21 protein-coding genes are annotated in these 20,193 nt (G+C 61.4%); 16 read left to right on the top strand and 5 right to left on the bottom strand.

The features are described 5' to 3' along the window. From NKJ76_RS02945 to NKJ76_RS02925, 5 genes are all read left to right on the top strand, one after another. A complete protein-coding gene (locus NKJ76_RS02945) occupies positions 1-1,131 on the top strand; it encodes a CgeB family protein (protein ID WP_352536750.1) in 1,131 nt (376 codons plus the stop codon). After that, the gene (locus NKJ76_RS02940) at positions 1,128-2,222 is read left to right on the top strand and encodes a CgeB family protein (protein ID WP_352536749.1); all 1,095 of its coding nucleotides are present in this window, start codon (positions 1,128-1,130) and stop codon (positions 2,220-2,222) included. The genes NKJ76_RS02945 and NKJ76_RS02940 overlap by 4 nt, the downstream gene beginning before the upstream one ends. Next, positions 2,219-3,322, top strand: a complete 1,104-nt coding sequence (locus NKJ76_RS02935; RefSeq protein WP_352512445.1) for a CgeB family protein — start codon at positions 2,219-2,221, stop codon at positions 3,320-3,322. Before NKJ76_RS02940 ends, NKJ76_RS02935 begins: the two co-directional genes overlap by 4 nt. 23 nt (positions 3,323-3,345) lie before the next feature. Further along, complete coding sequence (locus tag NKJ76_RS02930; protein WP_023681096.1) at positions 3,346-4,386, top strand: UDP-glucuronic acid decarboxylase family protein; 1,041 nt, start codon at positions 3,346-3,348, stop codon at positions 4,384-4,386. Positions 4,387-4,480: 94 nt separating this feature from the next. Beyond that, positions 4,481-4,666, top strand: a complete 186-nt coding sequence (locus tag NKJ76_RS02925) for a hypothetical protein (RefSeq protein ID WP_023667982.1) — start codon at positions 4,481-4,483, stop codon at positions 4,664-4,666. An 8-nt stretch (positions 4,667-4,674) separates the two neighbouring features. On the opposite strand, the gene NKJ76_RS02920 is transcribed toward NKJ76_RS02925, so the two are convergent. Further along, entirely contained in the window at positions 4,675-6,561 is a 1,887-nt protein-coding gene (locus tag NKJ76_RS02920; RefSeq protein WP_352536748.1) for a hypothetical protein, read from the bottom strand. Between the two features lie 14 nt (positions 6,562-6,575). On the opposite strand from NKJ76_RS02920, the gene NKJ76_RS02915 reads away from it, so the two are divergent. From NKJ76_RS02915 to NKJ76_RS02865, 11 genes are all read left to right on the top strand, one after another. Further along, positions 6,576-7,679, top strand: coding sequence for an inositol-3-phosphate synthase (locus NKJ76_RS02915; RefSeq protein WP_352536747.1), 1,104 nt, complete (start codon positions 6,576-6,578; stop codon positions 7,677-7,679). Further along, on the top strand, positions 7,676-8,272 hold the full coding sequence (locus NKJ76_RS02910; RefSeq protein WP_023667978.1) for a histidine phosphatase family protein: 597 nt from the start codon (positions 7,676-7,678) through the stop codon (positions 8,270-8,272). Before NKJ76_RS02915 ends, NKJ76_RS02910 begins: the two co-directional genes overlap by 4 nt. 14 nt (positions 8,273-8,286) lie before the next feature. Next, on the top strand, positions 8,287-9,387 hold the full coding sequence (locus tag NKJ76_RS02905) for a CgeB family protein (RefSeq protein WP_023699986.1): 1,101 nt from the start codon (positions 8,287-8,289) through the stop codon (positions 9,385-9,387). Next, on the top strand, positions 9,387-10,190 hold the full coding sequence (locus tag NKJ76_RS02900) for a sugar phosphate nucleotidyltransferase (protein WP_352536746.1): 804 nt from the start codon (positions 9,387-9,389) through the stop codon (positions 10,188-10,190). Before NKJ76_RS02905 ends, NKJ76_RS02900 begins: the two co-directional genes overlap by 1 nt. Positions 10,191-10,193: 3 nt before the next feature. Then, complete coding sequence (locus tag NKJ76_RS02895; protein WP_023687791.1) at positions 10,194-10,955, top strand: TIGR04290 family methyltransferase; 762 nt, start codon at positions 10,194-10,196, stop codon at positions 10,953-10,955. After that, a complete protein-coding gene (locus tag NKJ76_RS02890; RefSeq protein ID WP_352536745.1) occupies positions 10,948-11,880 on the top strand; it encodes a glycoside hydrolase 5 family protein in 933 nt (310 codons plus the stop codon). Before NKJ76_RS02895 ends, NKJ76_RS02890 begins: the two co-directional genes overlap by 8 nt. Positions 11,881-11,916: 36 nt before the next feature. Next, positions 11,917-13,044 carry a glycosyltransferase family 4 protein gene (locus NKJ76_RS02885; RefSeq protein ID WP_352536744.1) on the top strand — a complete coding sequence of 376 codons (1,128 nt, stop codon included), beginning with the start codon at positions 11,917-11,919 and terminating at the stop codon, positions 13,042-13,044. Between the two features lie 8 nt (positions 13,045-13,052). Next, positions 13,053-14,030: a GNAT family N-acetyltransferase gene (locus tag NKJ76_RS02880; protein WP_352536743.1), complete on the top strand. Its 978-nt coding sequence runs from the start codon at positions 13,053-13,055 to the stop codon at positions 14,028-14,030. After that, the gene (locus NKJ76_RS02875) at positions 13,930-14,937 is read left to right on the top strand and encodes a class I SAM-dependent methyltransferase (protein WP_245262843.1); all 1,008 of its coding nucleotides are present in this window, start codon (positions 13,930-13,932) and stop codon (positions 14,935-14,937) included. Before NKJ76_RS02880 ends, NKJ76_RS02875 begins: the two co-directional genes overlap by 101 nt. 78 nt (positions 14,938-15,015) lie before the next feature. Next, entirely contained in the window at positions 15,016-15,213 is a 198-nt protein-coding gene (locus tag NKJ76_RS02870; protein ID WP_352536765.1) for a hypothetical protein, read from the top strand. 142 nt (positions 15,214-15,355) lie between these two features. Next, the gene (locus tag NKJ76_RS02865) at positions 15,356-15,532 is read left to right on the top strand and encodes a hypothetical protein (RefSeq protein ID WP_023704587.1); all 177 of its coding nucleotides are present in this window, start codon (positions 15,356-15,358) and stop codon (positions 15,530-15,532) included. Here the strand turns inward: NKJ76_RS02865 and NKJ76_RS02860 are convergent, their stop codons facing one another. From NKJ76_RS02860 to NKJ76_RS02845, 4 genes are all read right to left on the bottom strand, one after another. Then, positions 15,533-16,096, bottom strand: a complete 564-nt coding sequence (locus tag NKJ76_RS02860) for a sigma-70 family RNA polymerase sigma factor (RefSeq protein WP_023667968.1) — start codon at positions 16,094-16,096, stop codon at positions 15,533-15,535. It abuts the gene before it with no gap. Positions 16,097-16,720: 624 nt separating this feature from the next. Then, positions 16,721-17,692, bottom strand: coding sequence for an amino acid ABC transporter permease (locus NKJ76_RS02855; RefSeq protein WP_023712239.1), 972 nt, complete (start codon positions 17,690-17,692; stop codon positions 16,721-16,723). Between the two features lie 19 nt (positions 17,693-17,711). After that, complete coding sequence (locus NKJ76_RS02850; RefSeq protein ID WP_352536742.1) at positions 17,712-18,992, bottom strand: NAD(P)/FAD-dependent oxidoreductase; 1,281 nt, start codon at positions 18,990-18,992, stop codon at positions 17,712-17,714. Between the two features lie 144 nt (positions 18,993-19,136). Continuing rightward, positions 19,137-19,964: a transporter substrate-binding domain-containing protein gene (locus tag NKJ76_RS02845; RefSeq protein WP_023691453.1), complete on the bottom strand. Its 828-nt coding sequence runs from the start codon at positions 19,962-19,964 to the stop codon at positions 19,137-19,139. Positions 19,965-20,193 lie beyond the last annotated feature (229 nt).

Here is a 20,193-nt window from a genome sequence, read left to right as displayed (position 1 = left end):
ATGCGCTTTGTGTTCTACACCCACTCGGTCGTTTCCGACTGGAACCATGGCAATGCCCATTTCCTGCGCGGTGTCATGCGAGAGCTGGTCCAGCGCCGGCATCAGGCGATTGCGCTGGAGCCGGCGAATGGCTGGAGCCGGTCGAATCTGCTGGCTGAGAAGGGGTCGTTCGCCATCGAACGCTTCCGCAAGGATTTTCCCGAACTGATGCCGGTGACCTACGATGCCGGATTTGATCACGAAGCCTGGATTGCCGAGGCCGACGTTGTGATCGTTCATGAGTGGACGGATCCGGAGCTTGTCGCACGTATTGGCCGTGCCCGGGCCGCCGGCGGCAACTTCATCCTTCTTTTTCACGACACCCACCACCGGGCCGTGTCTGCGACCGAGGCACTCTCGGCGCTCCGGCTGGAGCACTATGACGGCGTTCTCGCCTTTGGCGAAACCTTGCGCGAGAGCTATCTGCGCGCCGGCTGGGGCAAGCGCGTCTTCACTTGGCATGAAGCGGCGGACGATCGCCTGTTCAAGCCGCACCCGGAGATCCACCCCACCTCCGATCTGGTCTGGATCGGCAACTGGGGCGATGATGAGCGGACCGCCGAACTCAAGGAGTTTCTGATCGAGCCGGTGCACGATCTCCGCCTTGATGCCGCTGTTCACGGCGTACGCTACCCCAAGACCGCACTTTCGGATCTGGCCACCGCAGGACTGCGCTATGAGGGGTGGATCGCCAATGCCGACGTGCCGAAGGCCTTCGCCGCGCATCGTGTCACCGTTCACATCCCACGGCGCCCCTATCGCGAGAGGTTGCCCGGAATCCCGACGATCCGCATGTTCGAGGCACTCGCCTGCGGCATTCCGCTGATTTCAGCGCCATGGTCCGATGTCGAGCAGCTTTTCAGGCCCGGTGTCGACTTCCTGTTTGCCGAGAATGGCTCGCAAATGCGGCAACAGCTTCGGACGGTGTTGTCCGACGAGGACTTTGCGGCCTCCCTGGTGACCTCGGGTCTCGAGACCATCCGCTCGCGGCACACCTGCCGCCACCGCGTCAACGAGTTGCTCGGCGTGCTCACGCAATGCGCGAACCGACACACCGCCGTCCCGACAGCCGCAAAGGAAGCCGTCGCATGAAGATCGCATTCTATGGATCGAGCCTTTTGTCGTCCTACTGGAACGGTGCCGCGACGTACTATCGCGGTTTGCTCAAGGCACTTTCGCAATTGGGTTACGAGATCACGTTCTACGAACCCGATGTCTACGACCGGCAGAAGAACCGCGACATCGAAGCTCCCGACTGGTGCACTGTCGTCGTTTACGAGGCGACCCAGCATGCGCTGATGCAGGTCGCGGCACGTGCCGCCGGCGCCGACATCGTCGTCAAGGCGAGTGGCGTCGGTTTCGAAGACGAGGCGCTGCTTCGCGCCGTTCTCGACCACGCCCGCAGCGACGCGCTTGTCGTATTCTGGGACGTGGATGCGCCAGCCACGCTTGCCCAGTTGCGCGACGAGCCGGACCACCCGCTCCATCGTGCACTGCAGGAGATCGACCTCGTGCTGACCTATGGTGGCGGCGATCCCGTTGTCTGGGCCTATCGTGCCATGGGTGCCAAGGAGTGCGTGCCCATCTACAATGCGCTCGATCCCGAAACGCACCATCCGGTCGCCAGCAAAGCGCGTTTTGCCTGCGACCTGGCGTTCCTCGGAAACCGGCTGCCGGACCGTGAAGCGCGTGTCGAATCGTTTTTCCTCGATCCCGCCAGCCAGCTGCCGAAACAGCGTTTCCTGCTCGGAGGCTCGGGTTGGGGCGACAAGCCGCTCCCCACCAATGTAGGCTGGCTCGGCCATGTCGGCACCCGCGATCACAACGCCTTCAATGTCACCCCAAAAGCCGTGTTGAACATCAGCCGCGACAGCATGGCCGCCAACGGTTTTTCACCGGCCACGCGAGTGTTCGAGGCGGCCGGCGCGGGCACCTGTCTCATCACGGATGCATGGCTGGGCGTGGAACTGTTCCTGAAACCAGGCGAGGAGATCCTGGTCGCGCGTGACGGCGGCGATGTCGCCGAAATAATGCGCTCGCTGACCCCCGGGCGGGCCAAGGCAATCGGCCAAGCCGCACTTCACCGCGTGCTGGCGGACCATACCTACGCGCTTCGGGCGGATGTGGCGGATGCCGTCTTCAAACGTCATTTCGAGCACGGGGCCGTGGAGGCAGCGGAATGACCAAGAAACTGGACATCGTCTTTCTCGGCCTGTCGCTGTCCTCATCCTGGGGAAACGGCCACGCCACGACTTTCCGGGGTCTTTTGAAAGGCTTGCACGGACTCGGTCACCGGGTGACTTTTCTGGAGCGCAACGTGCCCTGGTACGCCAATCACCGCGATCTGCGCGATCCGGAGTTCTGCGCCTTGCGCTACTACGAAACCACTGCGGAGCTGCAACGCGACTACGCACAGTGCCTGGAGCAGGCCGACATCATTGTCATCGGATCCTTTGTTCCAGAAGGACGCCAGGTCATCGACATCGTCGCCTCGCTTTGCAAGGGGCAGCTCTGCTTTTACGACATCGACACCCCGGTGACCCTGGCCAAGCTTTCAGCCGACGATTGCGATTATCTGAGTTCGCGGCAAATTCCGTATTTCGATGTCTATTTCTCCTTCACCGGCGGACCAACGCTCAGCCATCTGGCGCAAGACTTCGGCGCGCGCCATGCCGAACCTCTCTATTGTTCGGTCGATCCAGAACGGCATCACCCGACAGGAGATCCGATCCGCTGGGATCTCGGCTATCTCGGCACCTACAGCATGGACCGGCAGACAACGCTGAACGCTCTGCTGCTCGAGCCCGCACGGCATATGCCGAACCTCCGTTTCGTCGTGGCCGGCTCCCAATATCCATCCGACATCATCTGGCCGGACAATGTCGAACGCATCGAACATTTGCCGCCAGCCGATCACGCCGCGTTCTATAGCCGTCAGCGCTACACGCTGAATGTCACACGCAGTTCCATGATCACCGCAGGATGGTCGCCCAGCGTGCGCCTGTTCGAAGCGGCGGCTTGCGGCACGCCCATCGTCAGCGACCGCTGGCCAGGGCTCGACAGCTTCTTTCCCGCATCGGCGATCCACACCGCCGCGGAGACGGACGAAGTCATCGATATCCTCGTTGGCGAGTCCGAGCGCGCACGCCTGGCCATGGCCGGCCGGGCTCGCAAACTCGTCCTCGCTTCCCACACCGGTGGGGCCAGGGCTCGCGAATTCGTGGCGGCGCTGACCCAACCAAGGGCGACGGCCCTCGATCTCGACATTGGAAGTGCAGCATGAACGGCAGACAGGAGAAAACAGCGATGCGACAGACAAGAAAGGCGCACAGGGCAAAGACGGTGCTTGTTGCCGGCGGCGCGGGTTTCCTCGGTTCGCATCTTTGCGAAGTATTGCTCCGCAACGGCTGGCGCGTGATCTGCGTTGACAATTTTCTGACCGGGCGCATGGAAAACATCATCTCGATCATGGACCGGCCGGGTTTCCGGTTGATCGAGCAGGACATCTGCCGGCCATTGGATCTCGGCGAGCCCGTGGATCACATCTTCAACCTGGCCTGCGCCGCCTCACCGCCGCGTTATCAGGCCGACCCGATACACACCACGCGTACCTGCGTGATCGGAACCCTCAACCTGCTCGAACTCGCTGTCCGCAATGACGCGCGACTGCTGCAGGCCTCGACGAGCGAAGTGTATGGCGATCCGGAACAACACCCGCAAAGGGAGGATTATGTCGGTCATGTGAACTGCACCGGCCCACGCGCCTGCTACGACGAGGGCAAGCGCACCGCCGAAACGCTTTGCTTCGACTATCTAAGGGCCGGCAAGGCCGACGTCCGCGTCGCGCGCATCTTCAACACCTACGGTCCGAGAATGGATCCGGCCGACGGTCGCATCGTCTCGAATTTGATCATGCAGGCGCTCGAGAAGCGTCCGCTGACGATATTCGGCGACGGCCAGCAGACGCGATCCTTCTGCTATGTCTCCGACTTGATTGATGGATTGATGCGCCTGATGAACATCGACCCCAATCCGGGCAAGCCGGTCAATCTGGGCAATCCCGGAGAATTCACCATCGTGCGACTGGCGGCATTGGTGAAGGCGATGACCGGCACCAAGTCGGATCTGAAATTTCTGCCCCTGCCGCAAGACGATCCTCGGCGCAGGCAGCCTGATATTTCGCGTGCGAAAACGCTGCTCGGCTGGTCGCCGAGAGTGCCGCTCAACGAAGGGCTCAAGCTGACGATCGATTATTTCGCGGCGCTCGAAGGCACCGGCATCGGCGATCAGATGACAGGCCTTGCCAAAAGGAGACCCGCAGGCGGGCTGCAGAACCTTCCTGCATGACGTGGGCCGCGGGCGGACCTGCCCGGAGATCGTGCGGAACATCCATCCAACCTTGTAGTTTGGCGGGAGGGACCCGATACGGAGGATCATCCTCATGCAACCCAAGCGACCCGCGAAGGATGTCGACAAGATTGCCGAACGCGAGGCGGCTGCCTATCTGCGGCGCTCCTCCATTACCTATCTCGAGTGCTGCGTCAGCCTGATGATGACGCATCTGCAGCGCGAGGAAGTGGCCGCTATTCTCGAGCAGGAAGCAGACATGCTGCGAAGGCTGGATTGATCGAAACGTTACAACTGAGAGTCGTCCAGGAACCGTATCAACCCCGCCCTGTATCGGTCTGCCGTCGCGGCCAGCCTTGCTTTTTCCTGGCCATTTTCGGATTGCGCAGCCGTGCTCCAGAGCCCGATTTGGAACGCCAAATAGCAGGGTTCGAAAAAATCGATGTGGCCATTGTCAATGTCGAGCCCCATCCCCTCGACCAATGTCGTCACATCGCTGTCGGATAGTCCATATTCGACACGGGCGCCGGCAATGTCCCACTCTATCGGCTGGCAGCCAATCAAATCGTGTGCCCGGCAATGGTCGACGGCATCTGTCTTGAGCACCGTGCCGTCGGCACAAACGAGAAACTCCCACGCGTGAAGCTTTCCGTCGATTTCCACCGGCTGCAGAACATGCGCAGGGGCTTTTTTCGAGAGCCAACCGCGCAACGTCGCCGCTCGGTTCTCGCCCAGGGCTTCAGATGTATTGGAAACAGCCATTTCCGCGAGTGCGAGCAATGATGCACCCGGTTCGCAGGTTCGGAGATTGAGCGCCCGCCAGGTTAGATAGCGCGCCAACTCCGCGAGCAGCCTTCCTCTGGGCAGCGGCGCCTGGTCCATCGTGGTGCCGTCAATCCACCGTTCGACCAGAAAGCCGTGGCAAAGCCCGACCACTTGCGATCCGAACCCGGCTTTCCCCAACATTTCCGCGGCTCGTCTCTTACGCCGTCCGGTTTCGCCGAGGCCGGCGAATTTGACGAGCCAGCGACCACACCCCGCGGACGCCAGGAATTTGCGCCGCTCGATGCCGCGCGGGCTCGGCGGCCAATGCTTTTCGTCGACGTAGTGGACGCTCCTCCATTCGCCACCAGACAGTTCGGTCAGGCGTAATTCGGGGCTGCCGACCGCCTCGGCCACCCAGTCGCGCAGCGTGGGAATGTTCGAGCTTTCGGGGAAGGTGCATTCGAGCGCCGTCGCCACATGTTTCGGACAGCGCGACCATGTCTCCCTGGCCTCCCGTGACGCTTCGATGCCCGGGTTGCCAGGATGGCTGGGAAACAGGTGAATGCGGTCCATACCAATACCCAGTTCCCGCAGCCACGCGACGACGGCGTGCATCGAACTGCCGGACAGACCGGGACCTTCGTCTACAACGGCGAAGCGTGCCGATGGATTGTTCTTCCAGGAAGAGATCGAGCGCGGATCGGCATTGATGTGCCTGCGGAAAGGATGGCCGACCGGACGAACGCTGAAAGGCGCCGGCGCGCCAATCGCGGCAGCCACTATGGCGGCAAGCCCCAGGCCGATGCTGCGGATGCCGATCACGCATGTGTTCGCATCGAGACCTGACTCCTGCGCCGCTCCCAAATAGCTTTCGGGATAAAGCGCGTAATGCGCGTAACCCTCGGCAGAACCGGTCAGAACCTCAGCCTCGCAATCCAACCCGTCCAGCAGTTGGAGAAGTCCCGGCTCGATGCCACCGCCCACGGCGAAACCGCTTCGCCACGACTTCGCCACCTCTGCCGCAAGACCAACCAGCAATCTGGCGCCTTGCTGTTGCCGCGGCGAAAAGATGTCGATGCCCCTGTTCTCGAAATCGACATCGGCAAGCGCGCGAACCAGTTCCGATACGCTGATGAATAGGCCGACCAACGCGGCATGGCGTCGGACGCCATGAGCCATGCGGTCCAGACTTTGAGCAATTTCGCTCGCAGCATCGCGAAGCCGTTCTGCGCTCTGCCTCCGCTTCTGGTCGCCGTAAACGATCATCGACCGGTTTTTCCAATGCTTTGCCTTGCGGCAACGCAGCCAGCGCTGCTTCGATCCATGCTGTCTTGCGCAATTTTTCGGCAGGCCAAGGAACATTCCGGCACGCTGGTGGTTCGGCGGCAGGAACTTACCTTTGAACAGCATAGGGCGGCAGTTTCGTGGGATCGAAAAAGGTTCGTGTCGGTATCGTCGGGGTCGGCAATTGCGCATCCTCCCTGGTGCAGGGCCTCTCCTATTATCGTCACGCAAAAAGCAACGAACCAATCCCAGGGCTGATGCATGCCGACCTCGGCGGTTACCATGTCGACGACATCGAGATTGTCTGCGCATTCGACGTCGCCAGGGGCAAGGTTGGCCTCGACGTCGCTGAAGCGATCTACGCCGCCCCCAACAACACGTTCCGCTTTGCCGATGCGGCGGCAAACGGCGTTCGCGTCGAGCGCGGACCGACACTTGACGGCATCGGAAAATACTTGCGCGACGAAATCGAGGAGGCGCCGGAGCCGGTTGCCGACGTCAGCGAAATCCTGCGCAACAGCGGCGCCGACGTGCTGGTCTCTTACCTGCCGGTGGGTTCCGAGGAGGCGACGCGCTTCTACGCCGAATGCGCGCTCGAGGCCGGCTGCGCCTTCGTCAACTGCATACCCGTTTTCATCGCCTCACGTCCGGAATGGCGCCGGCGCTTCGAGCAGCGAGGGCTGCCGCTGGTCGGCGATGATATCAAGAGCCAGGTCGGCGCGACCATCGTTCACCGCTTGCTGGCCAATCTCTTCCGCGAGCGCGGCGTGCGCATCGATCGCACTTATCAGCTGAATTTCGGCGGCAACACCGATTTCCTCAACATGCTGGAACGCGAGCGGCTGGAATCAAAGAAAATTTCCAAGACCCAGTCCGTGGCCAGCCAGTTCGATGTCCCCCTGGAGCCGGGCAATATTCATGTCGGACCCAGCGACCACGTACCGTGGCTGACTGATCGCAAATGGGCCTATATCCGGGTGGAAGGGACGACCTTCGGCGGCGTGCCGCTCAACGCCGAGCTCAAGCTGGAAGTCTGGGATTCTCCAAATTCAGCCGGCGTGGTGATCGATGCGATACGCTGCGCCAAGCTTGCGCTCGATCGCGGCATAGCGGGAGCACTGACCGGCCCCTGCAGCTATTTCATGAAGTCGCCTCCCGAACAGTTCACCGACGCCGAAGCGCGGCAGCGCACGCTCGCCTTCATCGCCGGCAAGGACGAGCCTTTGCTGGATGCCGCGGAATGACGACAACGTTCTTTTTGATCCGTCATGCAGCGCACGACAATGTCGGCTCCTATCTTGCAGGACGAATGGACGGCGTTTGCCTTGGCGAGGCTGGGAAGGCGCAGGCCGCGCATCTTGGTGGCCGCATGGCCCGGGAGCCGATTGAAGCCATCTTGTGCAGCCCGCGTGAGCGTACGCAAGAGACGGCCGTGCCGATCGCGCTTGCCTGCGGCGTCGGTGAAATCGCGATCTGCGCCGAACTCGACGAGATCGATTTCGGCGATTGGTCGGGAAAGACCTTCGACGAGTTGAACGGCGACGCCGGCTGGCGGGCGTGGAACGACCAGCGGCAGGAGGCCAGGACACCGAGCGGCGAGACCATGCTGGATGTCCAGGAGCGGATCGTCGCACTGATGAACGCAGTGCGCGAGCGGCATCCGAACCAGTGTGTCGCCCTGGTCAGCCACGCCGACGTCATCAAGGCCGCCGTCTGCAAGGTGCTTGGCTTGCCGGTCGGCGACTGCTTCCGCTTCGACATCGATCCAGCCTCGATCACGACGATCGTGTCGGGTGACTGGGGCTCCAAGCTCCTGCGAATGAACGAAGCTGCCTGACGAGGACTTTCCGGATGCAGATGGTCATTTTCGGTCTCACCGTTACATCATCATGGGGCAACGGCCATGCCACGCTCTGGCGCGGACTGATCCGCGCCTTGGGTCGGCTGGGATGGTCCATCACCTTCTTCGAACGCGATACCCCCTACTATGCCGGGACGCGTGATCTCGATCGGCTCGATGGCGGCAACGTCGTCATTTATCCGGACTGGGAAGACATCCGTCGCGTTGCGGAGCGGGCAATGAAGCAAGCGGATGTCGTCGTCGTTACCTCCTACTGTGCCGACGCCGTGGAGGCCTCGCGGCTGGCGCAGCAGACAGGTCGCGGATTGCGTGTCTTCTACGATCTCGACACTCCGGTCACGCTTGCCCGCATCGAGCAAGGCGAGCGTCCGCCCTATTTCGGACCTGAGGGTCTTGCCGATTTCGACCTCGTTTTGAGTTACACCGGCGGCTCTGCGATCGAGGCGCTTAAGTCGGTTTTAGGCGCGCGTCACGTGGTGCCTCTCTATGGGCATGTCGATCCCGACCAACACCGGCCGGCAGAGAAGCGGGCCGAATTCGCCGGTGATCTGTCCTATCTCGGAACTTACGCGGCGGATCGCCAGGCCGGCGTCGAAAAGCTGCTGGTCCGCCCGGCCGCGCGCCTGCCCGACCACCGTTTCATCATTGGCGGCGCGCAATATCCGCAGGAATTCCCATGGAGCGACAACATCTTCTTTGTCAGGCATCTTCCGCCAGCCGACCATCCGGCTTTCTTCTCATCATCTCGCCTGACACTGAACGTCACCCGGGAGGCGATGGCGCAAAAGGGCTGGTGCCCGTCGGGACGGCTCTTCGAAGCGGCCGCGTGTGGGGCTGCCATCGTCACCGATGCATGGCCGGGCCTGGCCGAATTTTTCGAACCCGGCCGCGAAATCTTGTTGGCGCATGACACCGATGATGTGGTCGCCGCATTGCGATTGCCGGAGCGCGAGCTCGACGGCATTCGAAGGCGTGCCCGCGACCGGGTCTTGGGCGAACACACTTCCGCACGGCGCGCGGCGGAACTGGATCGCATCCTGAACGAGGCCTTTCAAAGATCTCCCGGCGAACCGATGAGGGAAGCGGTCTGATGTTGGGCATCGTACCCGCTGCCGGGCGCGGCAGCCGCATTCAGCCGCTCGGCTTCTCGAAAGAGCTGCTGCCGGTCGGTAGCCGGATCGATGGACAGACCGAGCGTCCATGCGCCGTGAGCGAGTATCTGGTACGGCGCATGGTGCAGGCCGGCGTCGACAAGATTTGCTTCATCATCGGATCGGGCAAATCCGACATCCTTGAATACTACGCCGCCGGCTACGGTGACGCGGCGGCTCTCTTCGTGGTGCAGCCGAACCCCGTCGGTCTGTGCGATGCGATCTTCCGGGCGGCGCCCCTCGTCGCGCCCGACGAGGTCGTCCTGGTCGGCCTTCCCGATACGATCTGGTTTCCCGAGGACGGTTTCCGCCATTTGCCCGACGATCAGCTCTCATTTCTGCTTTTCCCGGTGGATCAGCCGGAATTCTTCGACGCCGTCGTCATCGACGTCCAAGAGCGCGTGATCGAAATCCAGGTCAAGCGACAGGATGCCGCCACGAACTGGGTTTGGGGTGCGTTCAAGATGCCGGGCCATATCCTGCATCAGCTTGCGGCACTCTGGCGTGAGCGCGAGCGCAGTGACGAATATATCGGCACTTTGGTCAACGCCTATATCGCGGCCGGCGGTACAGCTTTTGGTGTCAGGGCTGGGTCGGACTATGTCGATGTCGGCACTTTCAACGGCTATCGAACAGCTCTGCGGTTGCTTGAAAACGACGCCCCATCCGCGCACCGCGGGCCCACCATGATCATGCCCGGCGCGCAGTCGCATGTACCCGTCGTTCCTGGCGAAGGAGCCTGAGCCATGCTGCATTCCCATGCCGAAATCCGCCGCCGCATCGATGCGCTCGGCCCGTGGTTCCACAACATGGAACTTGCTGGCGTCGAAACCGCTCCCAACCATTTTCTGGGCAACTACCCGCTGATAAAATGGCGCAAATTTGCCAATGCCATTCCTGCTGATCTGACGGGCAAGGCGGTACTCGATATCGGCTGCAATGCAGGATTTTACTCCATCGAGATGAAGCGGCGAGGTGCTGACCGTGTCCTCGGCATCGATTTCGATGACGCCTATCTGGCCCAAGCTCGCTTTGCCGCCGAGGTTGCCGATTGCGAGATCGAATTCCAGAAGCTTTCGGTCTACGACGTCGGGTCGCTGCGCGAGACGTTCGATGTCGTGCTGTTCATGGGGGTGCTTTACCATTTGCGCCACCCCTTGCTCGCGCTCGACCTGATCCGCGAACATGTCGCCCGTGACCTGATGATCTTCCAGTCCATGCAGCGCGGCAGCGCGGATCTGCCCGAGTTGGAAGAAAACTATCATTTCTGGACGCATGACCTGTTCGACCAGCCGCAGTTTCCCAAGCTGCATTTCATCGAGCACCGCTATGCCGACGATCCCACCAACTGGTGGATTCCAAACCGCGCCTGCACCGAAGCGATGCTGCGCAGCGCCGGTTTCGAGATCGTTCTGCACCCCGAGCAGGAGGTCTATTTCTGCCGCGCAGCCGGGGACCCGGCCGGCGGCGGCGCCATCTACCCCTCGAAAGGACAGCTCCATGATTGAAGCCGCCATGATCTGGAACGAGCCCAACAACAAATCGCATTGGGACCCAGAGCTCGATCCCGATTGGAGCCGCTTTGCCAGGATGGCGATCTTGTCGGCTGACGCAATCGCGTCGGAGAACCCGTCTTTGACGAAAGTACTCGGTGGCATCTCGCCGATAGATCCGAGCTTTATCACCCGCATGAAGGAATTCGGCGTGCTGGACCATGTCGATGCCGTCGCCGTGCACGGCTTTCCGCTCGACTGGAACCTGTGGCAGATCCACGAATGGCCACAGAAGATCGGCGAGATCGCGACCGTCACCAACCTTCCCATCTGGGTCAGCGAAGTCGGCGTATCGACCTTCGGCGCGGAAGAAATCCAGGTCTGGGGGCTCAAGCGCACCGCCGAGTTGCTGATCGGCAACGCACCACGCATCCAGTGGTACAGCCTCTACGATCTTCCGCGCGAATGGGAAGCAACGACGCGGCATCGCGAGGCGGAGGGCTCTTCTTACTATCGACATTTCCACATGGGGCTGCTGCGCCAGGACGGTACGCCAAAACCTGCGCTGGAGGAGTTCCTGCGCTACACGCCCGCAATGGGGCTGGTGCAGTGGTTTCATTTCGAGGACCCCCGGCTGGACGATGCCGTCGCCTGGATGAAGCGGCTGGGCGTCACCAATATGCGAACGGGGCTTTCCTGGGCAGACAGCTTCCGGCCGAACGCGCTGGACTGGTTCGACCGGCAGATGGAGGCACTCGCCGATTTCGACGTGACGGTCACCTTTTGCTTTACACCGCAGCATCGGGGAATGATGCCCCACCACACCAGCCCGCCACTGGCGCCGGAGGAGTTCGCGGAATTCTGCGCAACCATGATCCGCCGCTATGCGCCCGGCATGACGTCCGCTTCGCTCCCGACGCGGCGGGCCTCGGCAACGTGAAAGTGTCATGCTGCCATGCATCAGACGCCTGACACATTGGACGAATTAGCGGCATCATCGACAGGTGGTGCGGCATACGGGACCGAGGCGCAACCAGCCGCGGCGCTCACTGTCCTCAATGTCGCCTACCCTCTCGCGCCCGTCGGACCCGATGCTGTCGGCGGTGCCGAACAGGTTCTGTCGATGCTCGATCGGGCACTGGTTCGCGCCGGCCACCGCTCTATCGTCATTGGCTGCCACGGCTCCAGCGCGAGCGGTACCCTTGTGGAAATACCGGCTGAAGACGGCGTGCTCGACGAGGCGGCGAAGAGCCGCGCGCAGCAGGCTCATCGCAAAGCGATCGTCGCTGCCCGCGCCCGATGGCCGGTCGATGTGGTCCATCTGCACGGAATCGATTTCGATGCCTATCTGCCCGACGATGGCCCGACCCTGGTGAGCCTCCACCTGCCCTTGGACTGGTATCCGGCCGAGGCTCTGCGACCGACGCGCGACGACCTGTGGCTCCATGCGGTCTCGTCCACCCAGCAGCAAACGGCGCCACCAGGGGCCAGACTGGTGGCGCCGATTCCCAACGGCGTTGACATCGAATCATTGAACCTGGTGCAGCCGAAGCGAGACTTTGCCCTGGTTCTCAGCCGGGTCTGCCCGGAAAAGGGCATTCACCTGGCCCTGGACGCGGCCAAACAGGCGGGCGTGCCCCTGGTCATCGGCGGCAAGGTCTATCCCTACGAAACACATACGCGCTACTTTCGCGACGAGGTCCAATCCCGTCTTGATGCTCGCCGCCGCTTCCTGGGCCCGCTCGGTTTTAACGCCAAGAGGCGCTTTCTCAACGCAGCCCGCTGTCTGGTCATTCCAAGCCTCGCCGCCGAGACAAGCTCGCTTGTCGCCATGGAGGCCCTCGCCTGCGGTACCCCGGTGGTCGCATTCCCGAATGGTGCGCTTGCGGATGTCATCGAGCACGGCAGGACGGGCTTTCTCGTCAACACAGTCGACGAGATGGCCCAAGCCATTCTTGCGGCGCCCAGCCTGGACGCCGAGGCGTGCCGGGTTGAAGCGCGGCGGCGGTTTTCGCTGGAACGGATGATCTCGTCGTATATGGCTGCCTATCAGGCCCTGGCACAACTTGGCACCGATCGCAGGCGCTTCGCTGCGGCACCGTGAGAAAAGCAGTGTTGCGCAGCGAAATCATCGATGACCCCGTAAAATTCGATGCCTTGACACCGCACTGGTGGAAACTGTGGGAGCAGAGTTCCTCTGCGACGCCGTTCCAATCCCCCGCCTGGCTGGTGCCATGGTGGCGCGCATTCGCACCCGGTGAACTGGCGACAGTCGCGGTCTGGCGTGGCGGCGATCTGGTCGGGCTGGCGCCACTCTATCTCGAGCATGGAACGGCCGGTTCGAAGCTGCTTCCGGTCGGCATTTCGCTCAGTGATTATCTGGACATCCTGGCTGTCCAGGATATCGAGGCGGCGGTTGTCGCCACCATTGCCGAAACGATCTGCTCGGTCGGGTGGTCACAATGGATCTTGTCTGATCTGCCGCAAAACAGTGCCGGTCTTACGATCGCGCATCCCGGTTTAACGGTCGAGAGGCCGGCAATTCATGCAGCCTGCCCCGTGCTTGCTGTTGCCGGCGACGAAACGTTGGCCGGCTGCGTTCCCGCTCGGCGCAGGCGCCAGTTGCGCCGGGCGCGTCAAGCGGCGTCCAGACGCGGCCGGCTCGCGTTGGCGTCAGCCCGGGGCGATCAGAACTTCCTGGACCAATTGATCCGCCTGCACCATGCACGCTGGGTTGGACATGGAGGTGGTGTATTGGCCGACCCCGCCGTGCAGCACTTCCATGGGCTTTCACTTCCCTTGCTCGATGCTCACGGTCTGGTCCGATGCTGGTTGCTCGCGATCGATGGCACGACTGTCGCCGCCTATTACGGATTTCACCACCGCGGCCGCGCCTATGCCTATCTCGGCGGCCTCGATCCTGCTTATGCCGAGGAGAGCCCAGGTGCGATCCTGATCGGCCACGCGATCGCGGAGTCGATCCGCGAGGATGCGCGCGAGTTCGACTTCCTGCGCGGCCAGGAAGCCTACAAATATGGCTGGGGCGCCGTCGACAGGTGGACGATGCGGAGGATCTGGACGCGGAGTTGATGTCATGAGTGTGCACGCGCAGCGCCGGACATCGGTCAGACGGGCGGTCGAAGGTTGTGTGGCCGATGGTGCCTGCGCCGAAGCTGTTCTCGTCAGGCTGGCGCTTCACCTGCCGCCCACAATTGAAGCGGCGGAATTGGCGGAGGTCGTGCTGAAAGTCCGTCCGGCGAATACCGGCGATGCTGAAAGACTGCGAAAGGTCGCTGGACTGCTGCGCCACAAACCGGGCGTCCTTGCCACTTTGCGAGCGACAGGCGGCGCCGTTCGGCATGAACGCGGTAACGGCGAGACGGATATCGCCGTGGTCAGGAGGCTGGCCTCGAGTTTTGATGCCGCGGCAGCAATTTCGACCGCGGCAAGTGTCCAGTTAGGATCCCTTGGCGATGACGAGCGGCTGACAGCCATGACCGACGAAATCGTTGAATGGCTCGAGGCGCGAGAATTCACCGGAATTCAACGAGACATTCTCGACATCGGTTGCGGCATCGGACGTTTCGAGCGCGCGCTGTTCAATTCCTTCAAGCGGATGGTCGGCATCGACATATCTTCGCGGATGATCTCTATCGCCTCCGAGCAATGCGCAGCGCTCGGCAATGTCGAACTGCGCCAAACCTCCGGTCTCGATCTGGCCGACTTCGACGACGACAGTTTCGATTGCGTGTTGGCGGTCGACAGCTTTCCCTACCTGGTCCTGGCCGGCATGGCTGAGCGGCTTTTCGATGAAATTGCGCGCGTTCTCAAACGGCCGGGCCGGCTCGCATTGCTGAACTATTCTTATCGCGGATCGCTTTCTTTGGACCGGGCCGACATCGGCCGTCTTGCGCAAGCTCACCAATTGCGGGTCATCATCGACGGCGAGAAGCCGTTTCGGTCATGGGATGGCGACGCCTTCCTGCTTGCTGGGTGAGACGGAACATTACAGCGCGATGCCGGTTCGGGCGTCGGCACCGATCGGTGTCCTGGATTCGAAGGAGGAGATCATGGCATCCGGCGGCAAGGCAGCCAAGGCAAAGGTGCCGGCGCCGGCGCAATGACCACCTTGGACAAGGACAAGATCGAAGAAAACGCGGTTTTGTCCAACCGCGACAGGAAGCAACATAGCCGAGAGCGCGGGCTGGACGGCAATCGAATCAAGTCCGATCAATTTCAGGATCACGCCGCAAACCGGTTGCTGAAGGACTGACGCCACCGCGCCGCGTCTTGCCGCGGCACGGAGGAAAAACTGTGCAAGGGCCGCCGGTGAGCCTCTCGGCGGTCGACAACGCCTTGTAGTGCCGAGCGCTCATCATCAGACTTGGATCTAGGGATGCTATCAAGAGAACGTGATGTCTCATTCGAGCGACGATACCACGGATCTGCTTGTCGAGATGGCAGTGGATCGGGAGATTGCTTCCCTGCTGGCCGCCATAGAGCAGGAAAAGATACCGGACCGCCTGTCCAAGCTGGCGATCGAATTGCAAAACGCTCTCGTCGAGAAGCGTCGGCGAGACGTGAAGAGCTGATTATCTGCGGCTGTCGACCTCTATATCGAGCTGACCATCCGACAGCTGATTTCGCCTTTCTATCAATGTCTGCAACGAGCTCTCCCCGAGTAGCTCAAGGATGTTGGCGCGGGCACGGTTCAGCCGGCTCTTGACCGTCCCTACCGCGCAGCCGCAGATTTCGGCGGTTTCCTCGTAGCCCACTCCTAAAACGCCAATCAGCATCAGCACCTCGCGCTGATGTTCGGGCAGCTTTTGGATGGCGCCGTGAACTTCCTTGCTCTGAACGGTCCATTCCTGGGTAGCTTCCGAAATCGGTCTCGAAGACGCGCAGTCGAGAAGGCCTGGCGCTTCCCGTGCAGCGATCTTGATCCGGGTGTAATAGGTGTTGCGCATGATGGTGAAGAGCCACGACTTCATGCGTGTACCGGGTTCGAACTTGTCGATGTTGGCGAGCCCTTTGGTCAACGTTTCCTGCACCAGATCGTCGGCATCGTCTGGAACGCGGCAGAAGGTGCGCGCGAAAGCCCGCAGGGCAGGTATCAGATCAACGATGGAAACGTCATTGGTTTGTTGGTCGGCCAAGAGATAGCCTCCGGATGACAATGGTCCAGCTCCCAGAAGAAAGAGTGAATGAACGAAGCCAGAGCTAAATGCATGGAAGTTTGGTTCGTTCCCGCCGTTGGAAACAACTCTTCGAAAATTCCACCGGGCGCGAACACGCCGACTACGGTCTTCCCCCAAACACGCCCACTTCAAAGGAACGAAACACCATGCCGAGCTTCATTCCCGGGAAGCCTCGCCGGTGCGTTTGGCTGTGCAGGGTATGGACCGAGTCGTGCGGCTGGTAACGCGCAAACCACTGCCTGACAAGCCTATTGGCGAACCACGTGGCGAACTCGGCTCCATCGATACATAGCGATAATGGTTGGCCCGGAGACATGTTAAAGTCGTTAATTTTGTTAACTTATTGGCGCGGGTGAAATCCAGCAATCGGTCGTAGTTGCCGGGCAGTCGGCCAACGAACATGCTCGTCCAGCACTTGCTCTATTCTGCCCTCCGATCGGGCTAAGCCGATGAAATACCGGGTTGATTTACCCCTCACGACGTCGCCGAAAGGCATGCTGTCGCGTACAATCTGCAGCTGCTCTCCGAAGCTGGCTGTTGCGGTGCTGTGCAACTCGCTTTGGCGAAGATCACGGATGACGATCAGCGCTTGAGTGAGCGCCCGAACCGGTCCTCGATCCGCGACTGAAGGAACTCGAGCCCCATCGAGAGCAGCCAATAGATCATCGAGGCGGTGATGAGCATCTCGATGTGGCGGAACTCGGTCTGGCCCTGCGTGCGTGCGAGATACATGATCTCCCAGACCCCGACCACCGAGACCAGCGAAGAATCCTTCAGCATCGCAATGAACTGGTTGCCGGTCGGCGGCACGATGACGCGCATCGCCTGCGGCAGGATGACCAGGAACATCGTCTGGTTAGCGCTAAGGCCGAGTGCCGTAGCACCCTCGGTCTGGCCGCGCGAGATGCTTTCGATGCCGGCGCGGAAGATCTCGGTCATGTACGCGCCGTAGCAGAGCGACAGCGCCATGATACCGGCCGGCACGGCGCCGATCACGTAGCCAATCTGCGGCAGGCCGAGATAGATGATGTAGATCTGCATCAGCAACGGCAAGCCACGAAACAGAGAGGTATAGAAGGTCGCCAAGCCATAGACCACGCCGTTGCGGGAAAGTTTGGCGATGGCGCCAACGAAGGCGATGAGGGTGGCAATGGCGATCGAAATGGCCGAAATGTAGAGGGTCGTCACCACACCCTTCGAGACGAGGAAGCCGATCTTCTTGGCGATGAACGCGAAGGACAAGTCGAAGGAATAGAAAAACAACATTAGCAACACGAACAGCTCTATCCAGACTGCCACAATCTGCTGTTTGCGGCTGAGATACCGCAGCGCGTTCCAGTTCGCCACCAAGATCAATGCGATCAGCACCGCCGAGACCGCCCGCCCGACGTCCGGGTTGGCGGCGAGCCACTCGACGGACCACGGAACGAGCTTGCCGAGCCAACTGGCTTTGATGCCGAGCCCATACAGGCCGGCGGCGATGGCGGCGAGCACGAAGAACACGCCAACGCGGCGCGCCGCGTCCGGGTGGTTGAGCAATAGTCGGCCGATCACGTCTTCGATCTCCCTGCGGTCAGCGGGCCCGCTCGCGCCACCAATCCTGCGCCTGCAGCTTCCAGTAGGTGAGTTGCGCAACCGCAAGTCCAGCCGGGCCGCCCGCCCAGGCAAGGCCGAAGGGTGTGAACAGCCGGTAGCGGTCCGATTGTCCCAGTATGGCTTCGGCGATCAACTTGCCGGCGATCGCCGTGGTGTTGATGCCATGGCCACCAAAAGCCGTGAGGTACCAGACGCCCGGCTGCAACGGGCCTATTTGGGGCATCATGTGCCGGGCATAAGACATGAGCCCGGACCAGGCGAGTTCGGTCTTGAGGTGTTCGAGCTGCGGATAAGTGGTGACCATCTCACGGCGCAATTGCCTCCCCAACACGCCCGATGAGGCTGCCCGGGTGGTGATGCGCCCTCCCCAGAGCAGCCGCCTGCCGTCTTCGACAACACGGTAATAATCGCCTGCGCGACGGTTATCGCCGACGGCGTCGGTCGTCGTAATCGCCTTGGCGATGAGGTCAGGCGCCTCCTCGCTCACCATAACGTAGGTGGCGATCGGCAGGAATGCCCGCTGCAGCCGACTGACCAGTGGCCCCGTATATCCGCCGGTGGCAACTACGGCCTGGCGGGCGCGCACTTCGCCGCTGTCGGTACGCAAGATCTTTTCGGCGCCGTCAAGGTTGGCTTCAACGGCAGCCGTTCTCTCGTATATCCTGCCGCCCAGCCGCTCGATCTCGCCAGCAACGGCGCGCAGATAGTTAAGCGGATGCATGTGGAAGGCGCTGGGATCGCGCAGGCCTTGGTGGTAGCGATCCGAATGCAGCACCGCTCGCACCTGGTCGCGATCGAGATAGTCGAGCCGATAGTCGAAATCCCGCGCCAGTTGCTCGGCATATGCCTTGAGCGCGGCGCCACCATCGTGGCGAAGCACGCTCAATATACCGGAGCGCGGCTCTGCCGCCTTGATGTCGAGATCGCGGATCGTCTGCCGCACGAAGTCGACGCCTTCGATGGACAGGCGGTGCAGTTTTTGTGCCGCGTCGACGCCGGCCATCGCGGCGATGTTGTCGGTGCCGGTGGCGAAACCGGGATTGACGAAGCCGCCATTGCCACCGGAAGCGCCGAATCCTATCCGCTGCGCCTCAAGCACGACGACCTGCTGGCCGGCGCGAGCCAGTTGCAACGCCGTCGTCAGGCCGGCCAGTCCGCCGCCGACAACGACTGTCTCGCACTCGGAAACGCCGCTCAGCGGCGGCCTGATGGTGTTGTCGGCAAGCGTGCGTCGGTAATAGGTGTCAGGACATGTCATGATCAATACGATAAGGTGGCGGCACTAGAGCATTTTGCAGGCAGGCGGAGCCGCCCGGTGTCGTGGAAATGCGGCTGAAACAAAACAGATGGAGCGGGATGTTCAATTGAATGCACCCCGCTCAAGCTTTATCCACGATGCCTCTCAGTCAGAGCTGTAATCCTTGCCGTACCACTTGGTGGTCAGTTTCGCGAGGGTACCGTCCTTCTTCATCTCGTCGAGAATGCCGCCGATCTTGGCATTCCACTCGGCATCACCTTTTTCCGCGATCACCACCAGTGGCTCACGGAAGGCATAGCCGCCTTCCAGGACACGCAACGGGTAGCCGTTCTTTATCGCGTTCTGAGCCGTCTGTTCTGGTGCGATGACCGCGTTGAGGCGCACGCCGTCGCCGAGCCTCAAATCGTCGAACGGCAGCATTGAGTCAGCGAAAGTCCTGATCTCACCGGGCTCCAGCTTGTATTCGATGGGCGGCAGGCCGGGAGCATCGATCTCGAGTTGTCTACGGATGAAATCCTCCGACGTGGTGGCGGTCTCGACGCCGATGATCTTTCCGTTCAGGTCGGCGACCGATTTGGCCGGGCTGTCCTTGTGAACCACGTAAACGTAGGGGCTATAATAATAGATGCCTTCGAAATCGATCACCTTGGCCCGCGCTTTGGTCGGCGTCACCGAGCCGACACCCAGATCGTAACGTCCCTGCCAATGGCCGCCCGTCATCGTCGCCCAGTCCGGCGTATCGAAACTGACCTCGACACCGAGGCGCCTTGCGATCTCTTTCGAGACGTCTATGTCGAAGCCGACCAACTGATTGCTGTCGTCCAGGAAACTCTGCGGCGGCCAACCGCTGTTTGTGGCGACCACCATTGCCTTCTTCGAGGTAACCCGGTTGATGGTTTCACCCGCCGAGGCCGCAGACGCGAACGCGAGCGTGGTAGTGGCCAAGGCCAGCCACGCGATCAATTTCCTCACTTGAACCTCCCTCTTCATCGTCATTCAGACATATGCTTCCCAGAGCGCGCTCCCGTAGAGAAACAGCAATTGAGAGCGCGGCATGAGATCGATCTCATATCAGCACACATATCGACGAGGGGATCAAGTCCTTTTTCAAATAGCCAGTTGTCCTCCGGGGGCGCAAAGCATCGGCACCCGCACGGTGCGGCGGAACCCGCGTTTGATGTGACGCGCGTGACTTTCAAGA

This window comes from Mesorhizobium sp. M0029 (assembly GCF_040323735.1).
Lineage (GTDB): Bacteria > Pseudomonadota > Alphaproteobacteria > Rhizobiales > Rhizobiaceae > Mesorhizobium.
The sequence above is the reverse complement of the archived record's forward strand: the minus strand, read 5'-3'. Positions and strand labels throughout refer to the sequence as shown.